The organism is Streptomyces sp. NBC_01635 (assembly GCF_045209715.1).
Taxonomy (GTDB): Bacteria; Actinomycetota; Actinomycetes; order Streptomycetales; family Streptomycetaceae; genus Streptomyces; species Streptomyces hirsutus.
Map to the genome: position 1 here is coordinate 3,085,155 of NZ_CP109277.1, position 20,348 is coordinate 3,105,502.

Sequence of the window (20,348 nt, forward strand, 5' to 3'; positions counted from 1 at the left end):
CGGCGAACCGGCACCTCAGGCATGATTCCCATCAGTTACCATCAGAAACAATTACTTTTACGCCTTCCGAGCGCCAACAACATTCCCTCGTGCCCCTCCCGCACCGTGTGTTGAAGATCATGCACAACGAGATCCTCCGCGTACTCACCCACGATTCCCTCGACCCTCTCGGCGGCCACCCGGAATGCCGGATACCGGATCCCATTGACGATGTACCCCTGGGACTCCTTCATGAACGCGGCAGCGAACGGTGCACCTGCCTCCAGAATGTTCATGAAGGTGCGGACGCCGCGCTCGAACTCGGCGGGGCACTCCGTCATCGACTCTGCGACAAAGCACATCGTCCCCATGCCCCAACGCTGCCAGCCTTCGAGGTCGAACAGATTGGCACGCTCCACCCGGACGATCTCACCGAACCTTTTCCTTGGTTCGACGGCCTGGTAGGCCGGGTCCTTGCTGAGAACCTCCCAGAACGCATCCCACACGGCGTCAAACCCCGGATCGGACGCCTGCCGCTCCAAGTACGCGATGTTGGGGAGCGCATACTCAAGAAGAGTGATCTTGTCACACCATGGCAGCATTGCCAGCGCCGGATAGAGGTTCGGGCCCGCACCTACATCGACGCCCCGAGCCGAGCGGGCGGCCGTGACGCCGAAGCTACGGCTGAAGTGATCACGCATGAGCCGCACGATCTCCAGGTCGGCCTCACCAGAGATGCGGTAATTGATGTCAATATACGCGTCCGGGGCAAACGCCGACCAAGGCGCATCTGCATTCCGAATCATTCTGCCAACCTTCCGCCCCAGGCCGAAGAGCACATACGCGACGGCAGGCCGGCGTGAATACGTGCCCGGCCCTACCGTAACAATTACCTGACAGGCGTGAGACTACCAGGAGTAATCCAGCCACAGACCGTCATCCAAATGCGACTGCGATCGCCGCTCCCGTCTCCTTCTTGGTGAGGTAATGGGTAACATCGTGCACGTGGGACCCATTGGACACCAGGTGGCAGGCGACGTCCAGGCCGAAACACGGACGAAGATCCTTCACCAGAGCCACGACGTCCCGGGCATCGGCAACATTGGTCCAAGAGGTGGAGGACGGATTTCCTGGCCATCGACCCACTCCTCGCCTCGGTGCCGGATCAACGCGGTCGAATATCAGATTTGGTATGCCCAAGGGTGACCCCAGGGTGACCAAAGACCTCACGTCGTGCTCAGGAATGGAACACAGCGCCTCGTACGCCACAAGACTGCCGAGAGAATGTGCGACAACCACACGGGTGTCTGCTCCGATCATCTGCCGCACCCGGTCACGCGCAGCGGCGCGCAGCTCGGGCTCGGCAAGATAGCGGACCACCTGTTTCAAATCGAAAATGAGCGCTTTCTCAGCGAGACCTGCGAAGAACCTCGATCCTGACAGCGCAAGCAGTGCCGATTGGACCATCGGACCGACACCGGCGAGGAGGTTCTGGGCTTCCGGAGCCACGACCTGCGGTTCCGCCGCAGCGGCATGCTCCCACCATTGCAGCAGCAGTTCCGTCTCCGGTCCGGCCGATACGTCCCACCACTCGTAGTGGGGGTCGTCGCCGGCCAGACGCTGTCCCGGCGGCAGGAACAGATCACCGTAAAAGCTCATCCTCATGTCGGAATCCGCGAGCCTCGTCGCCGAACCGGCCCGGCGCATCCCGTCGTGCAGCGCCGGTGTCCACTGGCTCAGCAACGTCTGCTCGCCGAGCTGTTGTTTGCCCACACCGTGTACGCAGACAACACGTGCCATCGCGTCCTCCGTTACAGCGTCACATGGCTAGCGTCGGTCGAAGTCAGTGGACGTACCCATCTCGAACGCAACGATCTCGTGGCCCGTGCCGACAACGAAATCCCCATCGTCGCTGAGTGAAATCGCGCGCGCCGGATAGGGCGTGGCCCAGCACAGCATTTCGGTCCGCTTGTGCAGATTCCAGACCCGTACCGTGTAGTCGTCGCCCACCGTGACCGCGACTGGCAGACCGTCGACACGGCCGGTTGCCACCCCGTTCACCACACCGGTGTGACCCGGCAGAACGGCCACTTCGTCGGTGGTCGACAGGTCCCAGGCCCGCATCGCACCGTCGTCACCCACACTGACGGCCAGGTCCAGCTCGTCGACACGCGCACAGGCCACACCGTGAGCCGCACCGGAGTGGGCTGTCAGAGCGCTGATCCGCCGACCGGTGAGCAGGTCCCAGGTGCACATGACGCCGTCGTCGCCGACAGTGACGGCCACGTGGCGACCGCCGAGACGCGTGCAGGCAACTCCGTTCACCACTCCTGAGTGAGCCTCCGCGGAACAAAGGTTCTCGCCGGACTTCAGGTCCCACACGCGCATGATTCCCGACGCGTCACCGGACACGGCCACCGCGCGCCCGTCGACCTGGGTGGTGTCCAGACCCCAGATCCAGTCCTCATGCCCCCTCAGCACGCTCTCGTGCCGACAGGTCTCCAGATCCCAGACATGCAACGAGTAGGTGCCGCCGCCCCCCACGACGGCGACCGGTACTCCGTCGACATCTGCACAGGCGACCGCGTTCACCGCGCCCGTATATCCGGTGAGCACGGCAATCTGATCTCCGGTACGTGCATCCCAGAGGCGTACCGCCCCGTCACCGTCCCCTCCCACTGTCAGTACGGCCGACGAGCCCTTGATCTTCGTGTGCGCCACAGACCACAGCCACCCGGTGTGGCCGTTCCCGCCTGTCGGCGGCCGCTGCCCCGAAGCGCCGGTACGCGCGGTCCCCTCCTGCCCCGCCGTGGCGGCGGCCGAATCGGGGCCCTCCTCCACACCCAGCAGAAGACGCCGTGCTCCGGCCCGTACGTCCCAGACATGCACGGAACCGTCTGCACCGCCGGTCACGGCCACGGGAGTACCGTCTACCTCGGTCGCCGCGACAGCGTTGACAGCGCCGGCATGGCCTTCCAGCACGGCAGAAGGTTCGCCACGCACCAGGTCCCACACGCGAACCGTGTAATCGCCCCCGCCCACCACCGCCAGTGGTCGTTCGTCGACGGTGATGCAAGCCACCCCGTTCACCCAGCCTGTGTCGCCGCTCAGCACCCGCAGAGCCTCACGCCTTTCCAGATCCCACACACACAGGTGCCCGTCCCCACCGCCGCCGGAGACAGCGACCGAGGTGCCGTTGACCCGTGTGGACGACACCGCCCACACCCAACTGCTGTGGCCGGCGAAGGCCACACGTTCCGTCCGCTCCTGCAGGTCCCAGAGGCGGACGGAGCCGTCGGCTCCCACACTGATCGCATGCGGTACATCCCTCACGGTGATGCAGGAGACTCCATTGACCGCCCCCGGATGGCCGACGAGGGAGGCCAACTGGTCCCCGGTGACCAGATCCCACAGCCTGACCGATGCGTCACCACCACCGACGACAGCCACCGGCATCTGGTTCACGAGCGCGCAGGCCAGCCCGTTGACGGCTCCTCCCTGAGCACTCAGGACCGCCAGACTCTCCCCTGTCGACAGATCCCATACCCGCACGGTGTAGTCATCGCCCCCGGACAACGCGACGGACACGCCGTTCACCTTCGTGCAGGCAACCGCGTTGATCGCTCCCTGGTGACCGGCAAGAACAGAGCAGAGCTCACCCGTGCGCAAGTCCCAGACGCGCACAAGGCCATCGGTGCTCCCGCTGACGGCGACCGGGCGACCACTCACTTCTCCGCAGGCAACCGCGTTGACGGCTCCGGGCCGTTCGACCGAGGCCCGGGCGGTCTGGCTGTCGGTGGCCCATACCGGACGCCAGAGACTGTTGCGGCTCAAGCGGCGTGAGAGGTCCCGGTCCTTGAAACGCAGCGCGTCGAGCGCCAGCAGATCCCTCCGGACTCCTGGGCTGGCACGTCGGTGATCGCCGGCCGATGTCCTGTACAGGTCTGCCAGCCGAAGGGCCCGCTCCGTCGTGAGCCTGTCCAGGACCGCCAGCAGAGGCGCGGGCTCGGCGTGTACGAGGTACTCGGAGTCCGTCACCAGTTCGTCCAGTTCACCGGAGACGGCAGCATGAGTGGCGAGATGGTGCAGCGTGTAGGGATGGGCACGCGGCCAGTCGAGACGACGGAGAGACGTACGGGGAACAAGGCGCGTCAGTACCTCGACGAATGCTCTCTGGGCCTCTCTCGCGTTCTCGTCCCGCCGTAGATGCTCAGCCAGGGCCTGGTGATAGAGGCGGTACGCCGAACGACCGAACTCGGTTGCCTCCACGACATAGCGGCCGGTGGAATGCTGAAGCCACAGAAGGTCCTCGTCGTTGTAGGAGCGTCCCGACAAGCGAGAAGCCAGCGCACTCCAGATGTCTTCCCAGGGCAGCCCTTGGCCCTCCGCGTAGGCAAGGGGACGCAGAAGATCCCGCGCACGGTCGGCCTCCGCACCGAGTCGCTCGTCCAGGTCCTGCGCCATTGCCAAGTCTGCGGTCTTCGGCAGTGCCTGACGCCACTCCGGATCCCGGGGGTCGGCAACCGCACCCTGCGCGGCCAGGGTCCCGGAAACGATGCGGGCGACCAGGAAGGACGGGAAGGCTGCCTCAGCGACGGCATCGGCAACCTCACTCACCAGCGCCGGAAGCACGCCGGCGTAAGGGCTGTCGAGCCGCGACTCCGTCAGTCCCTGGCGAGCGTAGGTCGCGAGCGCAGCTCGGTCCGCGTAGGTCTCGTTGTCCAGATCGACAATCTTCACCTTCACATCTCGCTGCAGATGTCTGAGCAGGTGGGGTCTGGTTCCGAGAAGAAGGCGCACTTTGCCGTTGCCGAACCGGATGATCGGCTGGATCAGCTGCGTCACCAGCGAGTTGGGAGTAGCGGCCTCGTCCAAAGCATCGATGATCGCGGTGAACGGGCGTTGCCTGTTCGCCACCGCGTCGAGCAGGGCTCCCACCGTCAAGGCCCGCAAACCGGCGGCTGCCGCCAGCCCGTTGAGCACGTCCTCGTCGGTGAGGGCTTGCGCATAAATGACCACGTCGACCGATCCGGGCCGGGGTACCGCAGACTGCGGCAGGTCGAGCAGGCGGATCGGGACGCTGTGGTGGCGCTCCTCGCTGGTGAGCGCCGCGACCAGGCCCAGAACGGCGGTCTTTCCCGAACCGGGCCCACCGGTGACCACCAGAGCCGCCGATGGTGAGCCCGGCCCTTCCAGCCACCCAGTGAGCTCGGTGAGTGTTCGCCTGCGGCCCCTGAACCACCAGCCGCCCTCATCGCCGAACGACGCCTTGGCACGCATCAGCATGCGCCTGGCCAGTTCGGTTTCTCTGCGCTCCGCCTGTGCCTGCCATTCGATCGCTTGCTGCATCGCGAGATCTGCTTCGAACGGGCGGCTGTGCCGCCGTGGATTCGGGAAGAACGCCGGCACATCACCGAGCATCTTGGCCGCGTGCCACTCGATGCTCTGTGTCGGTGGCCTGTTGATGTCTGCGTTCATGTGAGCAACGAGTGAACCGAGGGTTAGGTACTCAGGCTTTTCGCCAGCGGTGGCAAGGCTGTCCACAGCGGCGGTGAGCAGATCGGGCAGGGCATCGACCAGTGCGGACTGAGCCGGCTGAGCTGAGGCGATGAATGCGACACCCGCGCTGTCGTTGTCCGGACTCCTGCGCAAGCTCTCCAGCGCGGCCGCCACGGAATCTCCCGCCCCCTGGCCGGCGTGGCATGTGTCGAGTACGAAGAGCAGTTGCTTGATGTTCGTGTCGTCGAGCAGGACCGAGGCGATCTGGGACGTCGGCAGCGCCTGCTTCGGCTTCGACAGGTCACTGTCGGCGGGGAAGAACATGTGCCTGCGGGGTGTCGACCCGAGTAACTGACCGTGTCCGGCGAGATAGACGACGACCATGTCGTCCGGACGCCTGTCCTCCGAAGTGGCGAAGCGCTCCAGTTGGTCCAGGAGTGCGTTCCGGTCAGGATCCAGCCCCAGGTCACTGATGTGTGTGTATCCGAGGCGAGTGGTGAACAGGTCGATGATCTTCTGCCGTGCCTGGACAAGCCCGGGACGACTCCCGACCGGGGAGCGGGGCAGATGCGCCACAGCTGTGGCGATGAGCAGCCGTCGCGGTCCTCTTAACCCATCATCCCGGCTCATCGGCGGCGGCCCGTTCTCGGGCGTCCATGCCCCGGAAGGCCGCAGCTTCTCCCATCCGCCATCACATCCGCCTCCTCGCACCCAGCGCCTCCGAGGGAGGGCGACGAGTACTGAGCCTCAAGAGTGTCCCTAACCCTCACACCTCTTACTCTGCCAACCTCCCGGACAGTCGCGCATCGCCTCGCCCCAAGCATCCCCACCTCCCGGCATGCCTCTCATGCGCCCCCAAAGCCCTCTTGTAGCAGTCGAGTTGGCAGATGACGCTGACGTAGAGCCGCAGACTACACAACACACTCGTACAGGGGACATGCCGCGCGGCGACCAGGTTCACTCGAAGACAGTGAGGCACAGATGGCGTCCGAGCTCCGAAACACAGAGCCGGCACAAATCCGGACATCACCCGATCGATCTCTCACCCTTCGACAGGCAGATTCGGCGGACGTGGCCGAGTTGCACATCCTCGATGAAAGAGTCTTCAAGGAGGTCGCATACCCGTACTTCCTCATGCGCCAGTTGGTCGACATCTACAGCCGGCACTTCCTGGTCCTGGATGACGACGAACACATCCACGGATATGTACTGGCGGCGACCTCCGCCCTCAGCCGTGAGAGCTGGATCCTGGGCTTGTGCGTGGCGATGGACCATCGCGGGGAGGGCCTGGGGCGGCTGCTGATGGCGGCGATCCTCAAACAACTGCGCAGCGACGGCATCCACGTCGTTCGACTCACCGTGGAGCCGGGGAACAACGTGGCGGTCACGCTTTACGAATGCCTGGGCTTCGTACCCGAGCAGCCCGGAAACGGTTTCCGCAGCGACTATTTCGGTCCGGGCGAACATCGCCTGATCATGCGACTCAACCTCTCCGGAGCTGCCTGATCTTCCTCGCGGGGCCGCAGTAGGCATTCCGGGACAACGAGTGACGCCCCTCGGCCGCGACGACGCCACCTCAGGACGGTGTCCGTGCCGCCGTCAGCAGGCGGGTCACGTCGGTCGCGCAGATGGTGAGGGCGGCGCCGATGGTGGACAGCGTGTCGCGTTCGGCGGGGGTGTAGGGGCCGTCGGCGAGGGCGATGCGGGCACCCTGGAGGAAGATCGATTCGCGGCCCGCGGCGGCGAGGTGCGGGGCCAGCGGGTCCAGGGCCTCGTGCAGTTCGATGGCGAGGCCCGCCGCGCAGGGCTCGCCGGTGAAGCGGCCGGTGTCGGCGGCCAGCGCCTCGACGAGGGCCGCCAGCTGGTCCTGGGTGCAGTCGTCGAAGCCGGCCGCGCGGACGGCGGTCACGGCGGTCTCCAGGGGGCCGCGCGCACAGGTGCCGCCCGCGGCCAGCACCGCGAGGGCGACGGTGTGCACGGCGTCGCGGAGCATCGCGGAGAAGCGGGTGGTGGTGGGGTGGTCCAGGACGTCGGTGCCGAAGTGGCAGCGACAGGCGGCGCATTCGACGACCGGGCCGGTCGCGCCGCGGGGCAGCAGGGGTACGCCGAGGAGGGCGAAGCGACGCTGTCCGGTCAGCCGCCGGTAGTTGCGGTCGCCGCCGCAGCCGGGGCAGAAGAACTCACCGTCGCCGACGGCCGTCCACGCGGTCCGGGTGCCCAGCAGGCGCGAAAGTCTGGTGACGGCGGCACGGCCGTCGGGTCCCCGTCCTGGCAGCACGTCGCACCTCCGCATCGCCCCGGCCTCATCGCCGTGCCCCGTGATGTTAGCCACATGGGTGAGGCTGAGTCAGCACCTCGGACGAGACCTTTCCGTGATCTCCACCCGATGTGGCCGGTAAACGACGGGGCCCCGCCCGCCTGAAGTGGCGGGCGGGGCCGTCGAACCCCTCGAAGCGGCTGTTCAGCGGGCCGCCCGGTTGACGGCCGAGACGACCGCCTTCAGCGAGGCGCGGGTGGTGTTCGCGTCGATTCCGATGCCCCACAGAACCTTGTCGCCGATGGCGCACTCGATGTACGAGGCGGCCTGCGCGGAGGCGCCCTCGCTCATCGTGTGCTCCTGGTAGTCGAGCAGGCGTACGTCGACGCCGATGGACTGCAGGGCGTCGAAGAACGCGGAGATCGGCCCGTTGCCGCTGCCGGTCAGCACGGTGTCGACGCCGTCGACGGCGGCCTCGACGGTGAGCGTGTCGACGCCGTCCCGGTCGGTGGTGGACTGGCCGTTCTTGACCTGGATGCGGCCCCAGGGGTTGCCCGGGTTGGGCAGGTACTCGTCCTGGAACACCGACCAGATGTCGGCCGGGGTGACCTCGCCGCCCTCGGCGTCCGTCTTGGCCTGGATGATCTTCGAGAACTCGATCTGCATCCGGCGGGGCAGGTCCAGCTTGTGGTCGTTCTTCAGGACGTAGGCGATGCCGCCCTTGCCGGACTGCGAGTTGACCCGGATGACGGCCTCGTAGGAGCGGCCGACGTCCTTGGGGTCGATGGGCAGGTACGGCACCGCCCACTCGATGTCGTCGACGGTGACGCCCTGGGCCTTCGCGTCGGCCTCCATGGCGTCGAAGCCCTTCTTGATGGCGTCCTGGTGGGAGCCGGAGAAGGACGTGTAGACCAGGTCGCCCACGTACGGGTGGCGCGGGTGGACGTCCATCTGGTTGCAGTACTCCCACGTACGACGGATCTCGTCGATGTCGGAGAAGTCGATCTGCGGGTCGACGCCCTGGGAGAACAGGTTCATGCCCAGGGTGACCAGGTCGACGTTGCCGGTGCGCTCGCCCTGCCCGAACAGGCAGCCCTCGACGCGGTCGGCGCCGGCCATCAGGGAGAGCTCGGCGGCGGCCACGGCCGTGCCGCGGTCGTTGTGCGGGTGGATGGACAGGCAGACGTGCTCGCGGCGGGACAGGTGGCGGCCCATCCACTCGAAGCGGTCGGCGTGCGTGGACGGCGTGGAGCGCTCCACCGTGGCCGGCAGGTTCAGGATGATCTCGCGGCCCGGGCCCGGCTGGTAGACGTCCATCACCGCCTCGCAGACCTCCAGCGCGAAGTCCAGCTCGGTGTCGGTGAAGATCTCGGGGCTGTACTGGTAGCCGAAGTGCGTCTCGGGGCCCAGCAGCTTCTCCGCGTACTCCACGACCAGGCGGGTGCCGTCGACGGCGATCTGCTTGATGTCGTCCCTGGAACCGCGGAAGACGACCCGGCGGAAGACCGGCGCGGTCGCGTTGTACAGGTGCACGGTGGCGCGGTGGGCGCCCTTCAGGGACTCGACGGTCCGCTCGATCAGGTCCTCGCGGGCCTGGGTCAGCACGGAGATCGTGACGTCCTCGGGGATGGCGTCCGGGTCCTCGATGATGGAGCGCACGAAGTCGAAGTCGGTCTGGCCGGAAGCCGGGAAGCCGACCTCGATCTCCTTGTAGCCCATCTTGACCAGCAGGTCGAACATCGCGCGCTTGCGGGCGGGCGACATGGGGTCGATCAGGGCCTGGTTGCCGTCGCGCAGATCGGTGGAGAGCCAGCGGGGAGCGGTGGTGATCCGCTTTTCCGGCCAGGTGCGGTCGGGGAGGTCGACCTGCTCGTAGCGACCGTACTTGTGGATCGGCATGGGGCTGGGCTGCTGGCGGTTCGCCATGATGCGTGGGCTCCTCGATGGTCCGCGGTCATCCGGTGGGATCCGGAAGGGACGGCCGACGGCGCAGCGCCAAACTCCGCGGGGAGGGGGTCGGCCTCGACTACAGGCCCTCGCCGCGGCAGCTAAGGAGAAGCAGCCCGAAACGCATGATGCTGCGCAGCTTAACCGAGACGCACTCTCGCGGGAGGGTCCGTATCAGTATGCGGGACCAGAGGGAGAAAGAGGACAAAAAGTGCCGCATACCACTCAGAGGTGTCCCTACGCAGGGATTGATGGCACATTTCACCCGTCGCGACCGGGGATCCGGTCGCTGATAGTGACATTTGAGTGACGCAGTGCAATGGTGCGGGGCATGACGACCCACGGGGGCTTCGAGCCCGTCTTCTGCACCATCGTCCCGCCGCACGTCCTGGACCGGCTCGCGCAGGCCGACGACCCCGCGCTCGCCGGCCCCGCCCGCCGCACCCTCCAGCGCGACGCCTACGAGCGCACCCAGCGCCGCCTGACCACGGTGGTCGGCGCCGCGCCCGCCGCGCCCCTCGCCGGGGCCGAGGCCGGCAAGCCGCACCGGACGATCCACGACGCCCGGCACCGCACCGCGCTGCCGGGGGCGAAGGTCCGCGGGGAGGGCCAGGAGCCCGGCAAGGACGCCACCGTCAACCGCGCCTACGCGGGCCTCGGTGCCACCTTCGAGCTGTTCCTCAAGGCCTTCTCCCGCGACTCGATCGACGGCTCGGGCCTGCCGCTGATCGCGACCGTGCACTACGACCGCGACTACAACAACGCCTTCTGGAACGGCGAGCAGATGGTGTTCGGCGACGGGGACGGCGAGATCTTCCTCGACTTCACGATCCCCGTCGACGTCATCGGCCACGAACTCGCGCACGGCGTCACGCAGTACACCGCCAACCTGGCCTACTTCGGCCAGTCCGGCGCGCTCAACGAGTCGGTGTCGGACGTCTTCGGCTCCCTCATCAAGCAGTACACGCTGGGCCAGACCGCCGCCGACGCCGACTGGCTGATCGGCGCCGGGCTGCTCGCCCCGCGGGTGACGGGGGTGGCGCTGCGCTCGATGAAGGAGCCGGGCACCGCGTACGACGACGACGTCCTCGGCAAGGACCCGCAGCCCGCCACGATGGACGACTACGTCCACACCGGCCGGGACAACGGCGGCGTCCACATCAACTCCGGCATCCCCAACCACGCCTTCTACCTGGCGGCCACCGCCCTCGGCGGGAACGCCTGGGAGCGGGCGGGGCAGGTCTGGTACGACGTGCTGACCGGCGGCGAACTGGTGGAGGACGCGCAGTTCACGGACTTCGCGACGCTGACGGTGAAGGCGGCGCGGGAGCGGTTCGGCGAGGGCGAGGAGCTGCTGGCGGTGTCGAAGGCGTGGGAGCGCGTGGGGGTGCCGACACTGTGACGCCGGCGGGGACCGGAGGCGCGCCAGGGCGGCCCACGGCAGTGCCGGGGTGGGCCGCGGGCCCGTTCCCGTACTAGACAGGAACCATGCGAATTCAGGTGCGGCGTACGGGCGGCTTCGCGGGGATCGAGCGGCAGGCCGAGGTGGACACCTCGGGCCGGGCCGACGCCGGCGAGTGGCACGCCCTGGCCGAACGGGCCGTCACCGCCGGCCGGGGCACCCCGCCCGCCGGGGTCCCGGACGGCTTCAGTTACCGGATCACGGTGGACGGGAGGTCGGTGTACTGCGCCGACCCCCGGCTGACCGAGGAACAGCGCGCGCTGATCAGCAGAGTGCTCCAGGAGGGGGCGTAACCGCCCTTTCCCGTAGGGCTGTTGGCCGCCGGCGCCCGCACGGGAACCGGCGGTCCCGGCCCTGCGCGGGCGTTGACTTCCCTCGCCGCCGGTGCGGATGATCCACCCCATGGCGACGACGAACCCGATCCCCCGCTTCCCGGACGGCTTCCTGTGGGGCGTGTCGACCTCGGCGCACCAGATCGAGGGCGCGGTGGAGGCACGCGAACCGTCCGTGTGGGACGTGTTCACGGCCGAACCGGGCCGGGTGCGGGACGGTTCGACGGCGGCGGTGGCCTGCGACCACGTGCACCGGTACCGCGAGGACGTGGCACTCCTGGCCGGACTGGGCGTGGACGCGTACCGCTTCTCCGTCTCCTGGCCCCGGGTGCGCGCGCGGGGCGGGCTGGACTTCTACGACCGTTTGGTCGACGAGCTGTGCGCGGCGGGCGTACGGCCGGTGCCGACGCTGTTCCACTGGGACCTGCCGGCCGGTCTGGACTGGCTGGAACGCGGCACCGCGGAGCGGTTCGCGGAGTACGTCGGTGAGGTGGCCGGCCGGCTCGGCGACCGTGTGGAGCGTTGGATCACCCTCAACGAACCCGCCGAGCACACCCTGCTGGGCCACGCGCTGGGCGTCCACGCCCCCGGCCGGAGGCTGCTCTTCGACGCGTTGCCGGTGGCGCACCACCAGCTCCTCGCGCACGGGCTGGCGGTACGCGCCCTGCGCGCGGCCGGTGCCGGTGGCATCGGGATCGCCAACTCCCACGGTCCGACCTGGCCGGCCTCCCCCGACCCGGCGGACGTGGCGGCGGCGGACTTCTACGACACGCTCCTGAACCGCCTGTTCGCCGACCCCGTGCTGCTCGGCCGCTACCCGGACGGCCTCGGCGACCTGATGCCGGGCGATGTCGAGGCGGACCTGAGGATCATCGCGGAGCCGGTCGACTGGTACGGCGTCAACTACTACGCGCCGACCCGGGTGGGCGCCCCCCAGGGCACGGAGATCGACTTCGGCGGTGTCCGGATGCCGGCCGAACTTCCCTTCTCCGTACGGGAGATCGAGGGGTACCCGGTGACGGACTTCGGCTGGCCGGTGGTCCCCGGGGCCCTGACCGAACTCCTCACCGCCTTCCACGCCCGCTACGGCGACCGGCTCCCCCCGGTCGTCATCACCGAGAACGGCTGCTCCTACGAGGGCGTCGACGACCGGGCCCGCATCACCTACCTCGACGGCCACATCCGGGCCCTGCACCGGGCGATGGAGGCGGGCGTGGACGTACGCGGCTACTTCGTGTGGTCCCTGATGGACAACTTCGAGTGGGCGGAGGGGTACGCCCGCCGCTTCGGCCTGGTCCACGTGGACTTCGAGACCCGGCGGCGCACCCCGAAGTCGTCCTACGGCTGGCTGCGCGAGGTGCTGGCCGAGCAGCACCGGCGCCGGAGCCCGTCCGGCACCTGAAGCCGCCCCGGTCCCCGTCCCGGGACGGCTTCGGAGGCCCGGGCGGCGCAGCTGCTCCGGATCCCGCCGCCGGTCCTCGGCGGCCTTGACACGGGGGTCGGGGCCGCATCGATAGGCGGCCACCGCCGCGCGTCAGAACCCCAGCTTCCGCAACTGCTTCGGGTCCCGCTGCCAGTCCTTGGCGACCTTGACGTGGAGGTCGAGGAAGACGGGGGTGCCGAGCAGGGCCTCGATCTGCTTGCGCGACTTGATGCCGACGTCCTTCAGGCGCTTGCCCTTGGGGCCGATGACGATGCCCTTCTGGCTGGTGCGCTCGATGTAGAGGTTGGCGTGGATGTCGAGGAGGGGCTTGTCGGCGGGGCGGTCCTCGCGGGGGAGCATCTCCTCCACGACCACGGCGATGGAGTGGGGCAGTTCGTCGCGGACGCCCTCCAGGGCGGCCTCGCGGATCAGCTCGGCCACCATGACCAGCTCGGGCTCGTCGGTCAGGTCGCCCTCGGGGTAGAGGGCGGGGCCCTCGGGCATCAGCGGGACGAGGAGGTCGGCCAGCAGGTCGACCTGCTGGTTCGCGGTCGCCGACACCGGGACGATCTCCGCCCAGGTGATCCCGAGCTCCTTGCCCAGCAGGTCGACGGCGATCAGCTGCTCGGCGAGCGCCTTGCCGTCCACCAGGTCGGTCTTGGTGACGATGGCGACCTTCGGGGTCTTCTTGATCCCGGCCAGTTCCTTGGCGATGAAGCGGTCGCCGGGGCCGATCTTCTGGTCCGCGGGGATGCAGAAGCCGATCGCGTCCACCTCGGCCCAGGTGGTGCGGACCACGTCGTTCAGCCGCTCGCCGAGCAGCGTGCGCGGCTTGTGCAGGCCGGGGGTGTCGACGAGGATCAGCTGCGCCTCGGGGCGGTGGACGATGCCGCGCACGGTGTGCCGGGTCGTCTGCGGCCGGTTGGAGGTGATCGCCACCTTCTGCCCGACCAGAGCGTTCGTGAGGGTGGACTTGCCCGCATTGGGGCGGCCCACGAAGCAGGCGAAGCCGGCCCGGTGGACTGCTTCGGCGGGCTGCTCGGATGACTGGGTACGAACACTCATGCCGCCCATTCTCCCTGATCCCCGGAGCCCCGCCGTACCACCCGCCCGCGCCGGGCCCCGGGGGCCGGGCACCCCGTGAGATGCCCGGCCCGGGAGACAGCAGGATCAAGCAGCGATCGAGCCGTGGCCGTCCAGGCCTCGAGTGGGGGGCGAGGCCTGGATCAGTCGAAGACGAACGGGCCCGGGGACTGCGGGCCCTGCGCCGTGCACGTGATGGTGATGAAGCCGAACGCGGTCACCTTCAGCGTGCCGCCGAACGCCTCCAGACTGTCGCCGGACGCCACGGTCCCGGAGAGCGGGCCGACCTCGAGGGCGTCCCCGGTCGCCATGGCCGGGTTCTTGGTGCCCTTGAAGACGGTGGTGCCGCCGCCGGCCTTGACCAGGGTGAGCTGCGAGACGAGCGAGTCCTTGCTGATCGCGAGGGGCGCGGTGACCGCGGAGGTGTTGATGGTGATGGTGGCGGACGTGCCGCTCTGGGTGGCCGTGAGGGTGGCGTCGCCACCGCCCCAGCTTCCGCAGTCGGCGTTGACGGTCGCCGCCCCGGGGGCGACGGCGGCGGCGGAGGGGGCGAAGGCGAGCCCGCAGGCCGCCACGGCGGCGACCAGGGACGCGCAGGTGCCGATTCGTGTACCTCTCATGGAGTCCGGTTCCCTTTCCGTGGGGGGAAACGCCCGGCAGGTGAGAGCGGTCGTCACGCTGCGCGGGACGGGGGAGCGACGGACCGCTCCTGACGGTCCGTCGGGAACAACGGTTCCATTGATGCGCGGGAGGCAGGGGGCGGCAAGGTGGAATTCCGGCCCATTTACCCTCGGTAACATCCGGGGGTTCCCGACGGCTCTCGACGGTTCCCGGCGGTTCTCGAGTGATCTGTCGGAGGGCTCTCGGGGGTCACCCCGCGGGCGACGTCTCCAGGACCGTTCCGTCCGGGGCGGCCAGGAGGACCGGGGTCCCGGGGCCGCCGAGGTCCCGTACCGCCGCGCGGTCCGTGTCCGGCACCGAACCGGCGTCCGTCACCACGGCCGCCGCCTCCAGCGACTGCGCCCCGGACGCCACCGCCATCGCCACCGCCGTCTGCAGGGCGGTCAGCTTCAGGGAGTCCAGGGCCACGGTCCCGGCGACATAGGTCCGGCCGTTCTCGTCCCGTACGGCGGCCCCCTCGGGCACACCGTTGCGGGCCCGCGCGGAACGGGCCAGGGTGACGATCTTGAGGTCCTCGGGGTCGAGCGCGCTGCTGTCGGTCATGGCCCCGAGCATACGGAGCACGGGCCCGCGAGCCTGCCCCAGGGCCGCTCGCGGCGCCGCGCAACGCCGGGGACGGGGCCGGGGTCGCGGCGCCGTGCCCCGGGAGCGCGCTTCAACGCCTCACGGACGGTCCAGACGGAGGCGTTCGGCGCGCGGCAGGCCGGCGACGACCAGGTCGTAGGAGTCCTCGACCAGTTCCCGGACCAGCCGGTCCGGGAGGCCGCCGTCGACGGTCACCGTGTTCCAGTGCCGTTTGTTCATGTGCCAGCCGGGGACGATCAGCCCGGGATGCCCGGCCCGGAGCCGGACCGCGTCCTGCGGATCGCACTTGAGGTTGGCCTTCAGGGGCCGCGCGTCCAGGTTCGTCAGGGCGAAGAGCTTGCCCCGGACCTTGAAGACCGAGGTCTCCGGGTTGAAGGGGAAGTCCTCCACGGCCGCCTCGAAGGAGAGGCAGAGGGCGCGCAGTTCCGCCGGAGTCATGCCGACCGCTCCTGCGCTTCCTCCTCCGCCTCGTCCCGGGACGGGTCGGTCGACTCCCCCGGGTCCTCGGGGCCGACCGGCTCCACCAGCACGGTGACGATCTTGTTCCGACGGCCGGCCGCCGCCTCCGCCGTCAGCCGCAGCCGGCGCTCGTCGGGGAGGTCGACCACCGCGGACGCGCCCGCGATCGGCACCCGGCCGAGCCGCTTGGCGAGCAGGCCGCCGACGGTCTCCACGTCCTCGTCGTCGTACTCCTCCAGGCCGTACAGCTCGCCGAGGTCGGTGATGTCGAGGCGGGCGGTGACCCGGTAGCGGCCCTCGTCCAGTTCCTCCACCGGCGCGATCTCGCGGTCGTACTCGTCGGTGATCTCGCCGACGATCTCCTCGAGGATGTCCTCGATGGTGACGATGCCGGCGGTACCGCCGTACTCGTCGATGACGACGGCGACGTGGTTGTGTTCCTTCTGCATCTCGCGCAGCAGGTCACCGGCGTTCTTGGTGTCGGGCACGAAGTACGCGGGCCGCATCGCCGTGGACACCAGCTCGCTCTCCGCGTCCCGGTTGATGTGCGTCTTGCGGGCCAGGTCCTTCAGGTACACGATGCCGACCACGTCGTCCTCGTTCTCGCCGGTCACCGGCATCCGGGAGAAACCGGAGCGCAGGGCGAGGGTGAGGGTCTGCCGGATGGTCTTGTAGCGCTCGATCACCACGAGGTCCGTGCGCGGGACCATGACCTCCCGGACGAGGGTGTCGCCCAGTTCGAAGACGGAGTGCACCATGCGGCGCTCCTCGTCCTCGATCAGGGACTCCTGTTCGGCGAGGTCGACCAGCGCGCGCAGTTCCGCCTCCGAGGCGAAGGGGCCGCGCCGGAAGCCCTTGCCGGGGGTGAGCGCGTTGCCGATGAGGATCAGCAGACTCGGGATCGGGCCCATGATCCGGGCGAGCGGCAGCAGGACGTACGCCGCGGCCGTGGCCGTGTTCATGGGGTGCTGGCGGCCGATGGTGCGCGGCGAGACGCCGACGGCGACGTAGGAGACGAGGACCATGACCGCGATGGCGATCAGCAGGGCCTCGACGGTGCCGTCGAACTGGCGCAGGCAGGCGTAGGTGACCAGCGCGGCGGCGGCCATCTCGCAGCCGACGCGGACCAGCAGCGCCACGTTGAGGTAGCGGGTGGGGTCGGCGGCGATCCTGGCCAGCCGTGCGCTGCCCCGGCGGTCGGAGCGCACGGCCTCCTCGGCCCGGAAGGTGGAGATCCGGGCTATCCCCGCCTCCGCGCAGGCGAACAGCCAGGCGACGACGACCAGGGCGATCGCGCCGAGGACGAGGTGCGGACTCATGACACGGTCGGGGCGGGGGACGGGCCGCTGATGCCCTTCTCCGCGCGCCAGCCGTCGACGATGGCGGCCTGGAGGCCGAACATCTCGGCCTTCTCGTCGGGCTCCTCGTGGTCGAAGCCCAGCAGGTGCAGCACACCGTGGACGGTGAGCAGCTGGAGCTCCTCGTCCATGGTGTGCTGCGTCGGCGCCTCGGCGCCCTGTCTGGCGGCGACCTCGGGGCACAGCACGATGTCGCCGAGCAGCCCCTGCGGGGGTTCGGCCTCGTCCTTCGTGGGCGGCCGCAGCTCGTCCATCGGGAACGACATGACGTCCGTCGGCCCCGGCAGGTCCATCCACTGGATGTGGAGCTCTTCCATGGCGGCGGCGTCCACCACGATCACCGAGAGCTCGGAGAGCGGGTGGATGCGCATCCGCGCGAGCGCGTAGCGGGCGATGTCGAGGACCGCCTGCTCGTCGACCTCGGTTCCGGACTCGTTGTTGACGTCGATCGACATCTGCTGCTCGGTCTACTTCCCCTTGTGCCCGGACCTGCCCCGGCCGCTCTTGTGCGTGCCGTTCTCGGTGCCGTGCTCGCTGTCGTACTGCTCGTACGCGTCGACGATACGGCCCACCAGCCGGTGGCGTACCACGTCCTGCGACGACAGCCGGGAGAAGTGGACGTCCTCGAGGCCCTCCAGGATGTCCTGCACCTGCCGCAGACCGGACTTGGTGCCGCTCGGCAGGTCGACCTGGGTGACGTCACCCGTGACGACGATCTTCGAGTCGAACCCGAGCCGGGTGAGGAACATCTTCATCTGCTCGGCGCTGGTGTTCTGCGCCTCGTCCAGGATGATGAAGGCGTCGTTGAGCGTCCGGCCCCGCATGTACGCCAGCGGCGCGACCTCGATGGTCCCGGCCGCCATCAGGCGGGGGATGGAGTCGGGGTCGAGCATGTCGTGCAGCGCGTCGTAGAGCGGGCGCAGGTACGGGTCGATCTTCTCGTAGAGGGTGCCGGGCAGGAAGCCCAGGCGCTCTCCGGCCTCGACCGCGGGGCGGGTCAGGATGATGCGGTTGACCTGCTTGGACTGCAGGGCCTGCACCGCCTTGGCCATGGCGAGGTAGGTCTTGCCCGTGCCGGCGGGGCCTATGCCGAAGACGATGGTGTGCTTGTCGATCGCGTCCACATAGCGCTTCTGGTTGAGCGTCTTGGGGCGGATCGTGCGGCCTCGCGAGGACAGGATGTTCTGGGTGAGCACCTGGGCCGGGGTCTCCTGGCCGTCGCTCTCCCCGTTCTCGCTCGCCTTCAGCATCGCGATCGAACGTTCCACCGCATCCTCCGTCATCGGCTGCCCGGTGCGGAGCACCAGCATCATCTCGTCGAACATCCGCGAGACGAGGGCGACTTCCGTGGCATCGCCGACCGCACTGATCTCATTGCCCCGGACATGGATGTCGGCCCCCGGGAAGGCCTTCTCGATCACGCGGAGCAGGGAGTCGCCGGAACCCAGCACGGTCACCATGGGGTGCTGGGCCGGAACGGTGAGTTGTACTCTCGCCTGTTCCTGCGCGGGGGTGTGAGCTGTGGGTGTCTGAGTCATGGGCCGGCGCTGAAGGCCTGCGGTTCCTCCTCGTCAGGGCCGCGCAGCTGAGGGCGGCCTCGCGACTCCCAGGGTACGACGCGGGGGTGACAACCCCGTAGGCCTTTTCACAGCGGGGCGGTTGCGGGCCGGTGCGCGAGGAGTGACGGAGGGCTTCGGAGGAGCTGCGAAAGGGCGGGCAACGGCCGGCGGGGATGACTCGGCGGCGGGTGACGGCAGCGGGAGACCGGGCACGGACGCGGGGGGGGCCGGCCGTGGGGCGGGCGGTGGGGTGTGCGGCCCGGTGCTGTCCCGGCGGCCGGAACACGTGGCTTTCCCGGCCCGGAAACCGCAGGCCCTGGGCGGTGTCCGCCTCCGCGCGGCGGTAAGGGGCCGGCCGCGGAAGGTCCGGCGGGAGCCCCGGCCGCGGAAGAATCGTCGCCCGGTCAGACCGACCGGCCGAAGCCGATCGTCGGAACCGCCCGGCGCAGGGGCCAGGGGCGGATCAGGTCGTCGGGGACCAGGTCCGCCAGGAACGCGTACCGGCTCAGGGCGGCCGGGTCCTGGCCCCGTACGGACTGGACCTCGCGCCACCAGGCGGCGATCTCCGACCAGCCGGGCGCCGACAGGGAGCCGCCGAACTCCTGGACGGAGAGGGCCGCGGTCAGGCCGGCGAAGGCGAGGCGGTCGGCGAGCGGCCAGCCGGCCAGGCTGCCGGTGACGAAGCCGGCGACGAAGACGTCCCCGGCGCCGGTCGGGTCGAGCGCCTCGACGGCGATGGCGGGCACCTCGGCGCTCTCACCCGTGCGCCGGTCCACGGCGTACGCCCCGTCCGCGCCGAGGGTGACGACGGCGACGGGCACATGCTCGGTGAGGGCGTGCGCGGCGGCGCGGGGGCTGGGGGTGCCGGTGTAGCGCATGGCCTCCTCGGCGTTGGGCAGGAAGGCCTCGCAGTGCCGCAGGTCGGGCAGCGCGGTCAGGTCCCAGGCGCCGGTGTCGTCCCAGCCGACGTCGCCGAAGACGCGGGTGCCCCGCGCGGCGGCGCGGGCGATCCAGGCGTCGCTGCGGCCCGGGGTGAGGGAGGCGACGGCGGCACGCGCGTGCGGCGGGCAGGGCGGCAGGTCCGCGCCGGGCGGGAGCCGCTTGCGGGCGGTGGGGTCCGAGGGGCGTGAGGGCTGTTCCGGCGGCGGCTCGTGGCCGTGGGAGACCATCGTGCGCTCCCCCTCGTACGCCATCGAGACGGTGACCGGGGAGTGCCAGCCGGGCACGGTGCGCGACGGGGAGAGGTCGATGGCCTCGCCCTGCTCCAGGGCGTCCCAGCAGTACTCCCCGTAGTGGTCGTCGCCGAAGGCGGCCGCGAGGGAGGTGCGCAGGCCGAGGCGGGCCAGGGCGGTGGCCATGTTGGCGACGCCGCCGGGGCTCGACCCCATCCCGCGCGCCCAGGACTCGGTCCCGCGCACCGGGGCGGAGTCGAGCCCGGTGAAGATGATGTCGAGGAAGACCGTACCGGTGAGGTAGACGTCCCAGGGCGGGTCGTCGGGGGTGCGCAGCGCGGCGAGCGGGTCGGTCTGGGGCTGGCAGTGCGCCCCCGCCGGGACACCGGCATGGCCGATGACGCCCTGAGCGGCGCTGTCGGTGATTACCTCTCCGGCTGACGTGGTGGACGCCTCCACAATGCGCTCCCTGGCCTGGTGCGGTTTCGGCCAGTGTGCACCACGCCACCGACAACGCGCCGCCCGTCACGCCGGAGCCGCTCCCCCGCTCCC

Annotated in this window: 17 protein-coding genes; 4 read left to right on the forward strand and 13 right to left on the reverse strand. The window is 69.4% G+C overall.

The window, feature by feature from the left end:
* Positions 1-41 precede the first annotated feature (41 nt).
* From OHB56_RS14560 to OHB56_RS14570, 3 genes are all read right to left on the reverse strand, one after another.
* Entirely contained in the window at positions 42-785 is a 744-nt protein-coding gene (locus OHB56_RS14560) for an SCO2525 family SAM-dependent methyltransferase (RefSeq protein WP_406353693.1), read from the reverse strand.
* A gap of 130 nt (positions 786-915) precedes the next feature.
* Entirely contained in the window at positions 916-1,779 is an 864-nt protein-coding gene (locus tag OHB56_RS14565; protein WP_406353695.1) for a hypothetical protein, read from the reverse strand.
* A gap of 27 nt (positions 1,780-1,806) precedes the next feature.
* Positions 1,807-6,054, reverse strand: coding sequence for a caspase family protein (locus OHB56_RS14570; protein WP_406353696.1), 4,248 nt, complete (start codon positions 6,052-6,054; stop codon positions 1,807-1,809).
* Positions 6,055-6,549: 495 nt separating this feature from the next.
* Here OHB56_RS14570 and OHB56_RS14575 point away from each other — a divergent pair, with 495 nt between their 5' ends.
* The gene (locus OHB56_RS14575) at positions 6,550-6,984 is read left to right on the forward strand and encodes a GNAT family N-acetyltransferase (protein WP_406353698.1); all 435 of its coding nucleotides are present in this window, start codon (positions 6,550-6,552) and stop codon (positions 6,982-6,984) included.
* A 70-nt stretch (positions 6,985-7,054) separates the two neighbouring features.
* On the opposite strand, the gene OHB56_RS14580 is transcribed toward OHB56_RS14575, so the two are convergent.
* Together OHB56_RS14580 and leuA are read right to left on the reverse strand one after the other, a co-directional pair.
* The gene (locus OHB56_RS14580; RefSeq protein WP_406359058.1) at positions 7,055-7,756 is read right to left on the reverse strand and encodes a TerB family tellurite resistance protein; all 702 of its coding nucleotides are present in this window, start codon (positions 7,754-7,756) and stop codon (positions 7,055-7,057) included.
* A gap of 183 nt (positions 7,757-7,939) precedes the next feature.
* A complete protein-coding gene (gene leuA / locus OHB56_RS14585; RefSeq protein ID WP_326752667.1) occupies positions 7,940-9,661 on the reverse strand; it encodes a 2-isopropylmalate synthase in 1,722 nt (573 codons plus the stop codon).
* 352 nt (positions 9,662-10,013) lie between these two features.
* Between leuA and OHB56_RS14590 the strand changes: the two genes are divergently transcribed.
* From OHB56_RS14590 to OHB56_RS14600, 3 genes are all read left to right on the forward strand, one after another.
* The gene (locus tag OHB56_RS14590; protein WP_406353700.1) at positions 10,014-11,084 is read left to right on the forward strand and encodes a M4 family metallopeptidase; all 1,071 of its coding nucleotides are present in this window, start codon (positions 10,014-10,016) and stop codon (positions 11,082-11,084) included.
* 86 nt (positions 11,085-11,170) lie between these two features.
* Positions 11,171-11,437: a protealysin inhibitor emfourin gene (locus OHB56_RS14595; protein ID WP_406353702.1), complete on the forward strand. Its 267-nt coding sequence runs from the start codon at positions 11,171-11,173 to the stop codon at positions 11,435-11,437.
* Between the two features lie 109 nt (positions 11,438-11,546).
* Positions 11,547-12,878, forward strand: coding sequence for a GH1 family beta-glucosidase (locus OHB56_RS14600; protein WP_406353704.1), 1,332 nt, complete (start codon positions 11,547-11,549; stop codon positions 12,876-12,878).
* A gap of 132 nt (positions 12,879-13,010) precedes the next feature.
* On the opposite strand, the gene era is transcribed toward OHB56_RS14600, so the two are convergent.
* The 8 genes from era to OHB56_RS14640 form a co-directional block, all read right to left on the reverse strand.
* The gene (gene era, locus OHB56_RS14605) at positions 13,011-13,964 is read right to left on the reverse strand and encodes a GTPase Era (protein WP_055592215.1); all 954 of its coding nucleotides are present in this window, start codon (positions 13,962-13,964) and stop codon (positions 13,011-13,013) included.
* 161 nt (positions 13,965-14,125) lie between these two features.
* Positions 14,126-14,602, reverse strand: a complete 477-nt coding sequence (locus OHB56_RS14610) for a hypothetical protein (RefSeq protein ID WP_326752670.1) — start codon at positions 14,600-14,602, stop codon at positions 14,126-14,128.
* 250 nt (positions 14,603-14,852) lie between these two features.
* On the reverse strand, positions 14,853-15,206 hold the full coding sequence (locus OHB56_RS14615; RefSeq protein WP_326752671.1) for a cytidine deaminase: 354 nt from the start codon (positions 15,204-15,206) through the stop codon (positions 14,853-14,855).
* A 120-nt stretch (positions 15,207-15,326) separates the two neighbouring features.
* Positions 15,327-15,686 (reverse strand): MmcQ/YjbR family DNA-binding protein, encoded by a 360-nt coding sequence (locus tag OHB56_RS14620; RefSeq protein ID WP_055626941.1) that lies wholly within the window; start codon positions 15,684-15,686, stop codon positions 15,327-15,329.
* Positions 15,683-17,026 (reverse strand): hemolysin family protein, encoded by a 1,344-nt coding sequence (locus OHB56_RS14625; RefSeq protein ID WP_326752672.1) that lies wholly within the window; start codon positions 17,024-17,026, stop codon positions 15,683-15,685. The genes OHB56_RS14620 and OHB56_RS14625 overlap by 4 nt, the downstream gene beginning before the upstream one ends.
* On the reverse strand, positions 17,023-17,520 hold the full coding sequence (gene ybeY / locus OHB56_RS14630) for an rRNA maturation RNase YbeY (protein ID WP_055626939.1): 498 nt from the start codon (positions 17,518-17,520) through the stop codon (positions 17,023-17,025). The genes OHB56_RS14625 and ybeY overlap by 4 nt, the downstream gene beginning before the upstream one ends.
* A 12-nt stretch (positions 17,521-17,532) precedes the next feature.
* A complete protein-coding gene (locus OHB56_RS14635) occupies positions 17,533-18,603 on the reverse strand; it encodes a PhoH family protein (protein WP_406353708.1) in 1,071 nt (356 codons plus the stop codon).
* A gap of 425 nt (positions 18,604-19,028) precedes the next feature.
* On the reverse strand, positions 19,029-20,195 hold the full coding sequence (locus OHB56_RS14640; protein WP_359731000.1) for a PfkB family carbohydrate kinase: 1,167 nt from the start codon (positions 20,193-20,195) through the stop codon (positions 19,029-19,031).
* Between the last annotated feature and the right edge of the window lie 153 nt (positions 20,196-20,348).

What these genes read in the sequence shown, in the direction of transcription:
- OHB56_RS14560 (WP_406353693.1), bottom strand. Translation starts at nt 785, where the DNA reads ATGATTCGGAATGCAGATGCGCCTTGGTCGGCGTTTGCCCCGGACGCG.
- OHB56_RS14565 (WP_406353695.1), bottom strand. Translation starts at nt 1,779, where the DNA reads ATGGCACGTGTTGTCTGCGTACACGGTGTGGGCAAACAACAGCTCGGC.
- leuA (WP_326752667.1), bottom strand. Translation starts at nt 9,661, where the DNA reads ATGGCGAACCGCCAGCAGCCCAGCCCCATGCCGATCCACAAGTACGGT.
- OHB56_RS14590 (WP_406353700.1), top strand. Translation starts at nt 10,014, where the DNA reads ATGACGACCCACGGGGGCTTCGAGCCCGTCTTCTGCACCATCGTCCCG.
- OHB56_RS14595 (WP_406353702.1), top strand. Translation starts at nt 11,171, where the DNA reads ATGCGAATTCAGGTGCGGCGTACGGGCGGCTTCGCGGGGATCGAGCGG.
- OHB56_RS14600 (WP_406353704.1), top strand. Translation starts at nt 11,547, where the DNA reads ATGGCGACGACGAACCCGATCCCCCGCTTCCCGGACGGCTTCCTGTGG.
- era (WP_055592215.1), bottom strand. Translation starts at nt 13,964, where the DNA reads ATGAGTGTTCGTACCCAGTCATCCGAGCAGCCCGCCGAAGCAGTCCAC.
- OHB56_RS14610 (WP_326752670.1), bottom strand. Translation starts at nt 14,602, where the DNA reads ATGAGAGGTACACGAATCGGCACCTGCGCGTCCCTGGTCGCCGCCGTG.
- OHB56_RS14615 (WP_326752671.1), bottom strand. Translation starts at nt 15,206, where the DNA reads ATGACCGACAGCAGCGCGCTCGACCCCGAGGACCTCAAGATCGTCACC.
- OHB56_RS14620 (WP_055626941.1), bottom strand. Translation starts at nt 15,686, where the DNA reads ATGACTCCGGCGGAACTGCGCGCCCTCTGCCTCTCCTTCGAGGCGGCC.
- OHB56_RS14625 (WP_326752672.1), bottom strand. Translation starts at nt 17,026, where the DNA reads ATGAGTCCGCACCTCGTCCTCGGCGCGATCGCCCTGGTCGTCGTCGCC.
- ybeY (WP_055626939.1), bottom strand. Translation starts at nt 17,520, where the DNA reads ATGTCGATCGACGTCAACAACGAGTCCGGAACCGAGGTCGACGAGCAG.
- OHB56_RS14635 (WP_406353708.1), bottom strand. Translation starts at nt 18,603, where the DNA reads ATGACTCAGACACCCACAGCTCACACCCCCGCGCAGGAACAGGCGAGA.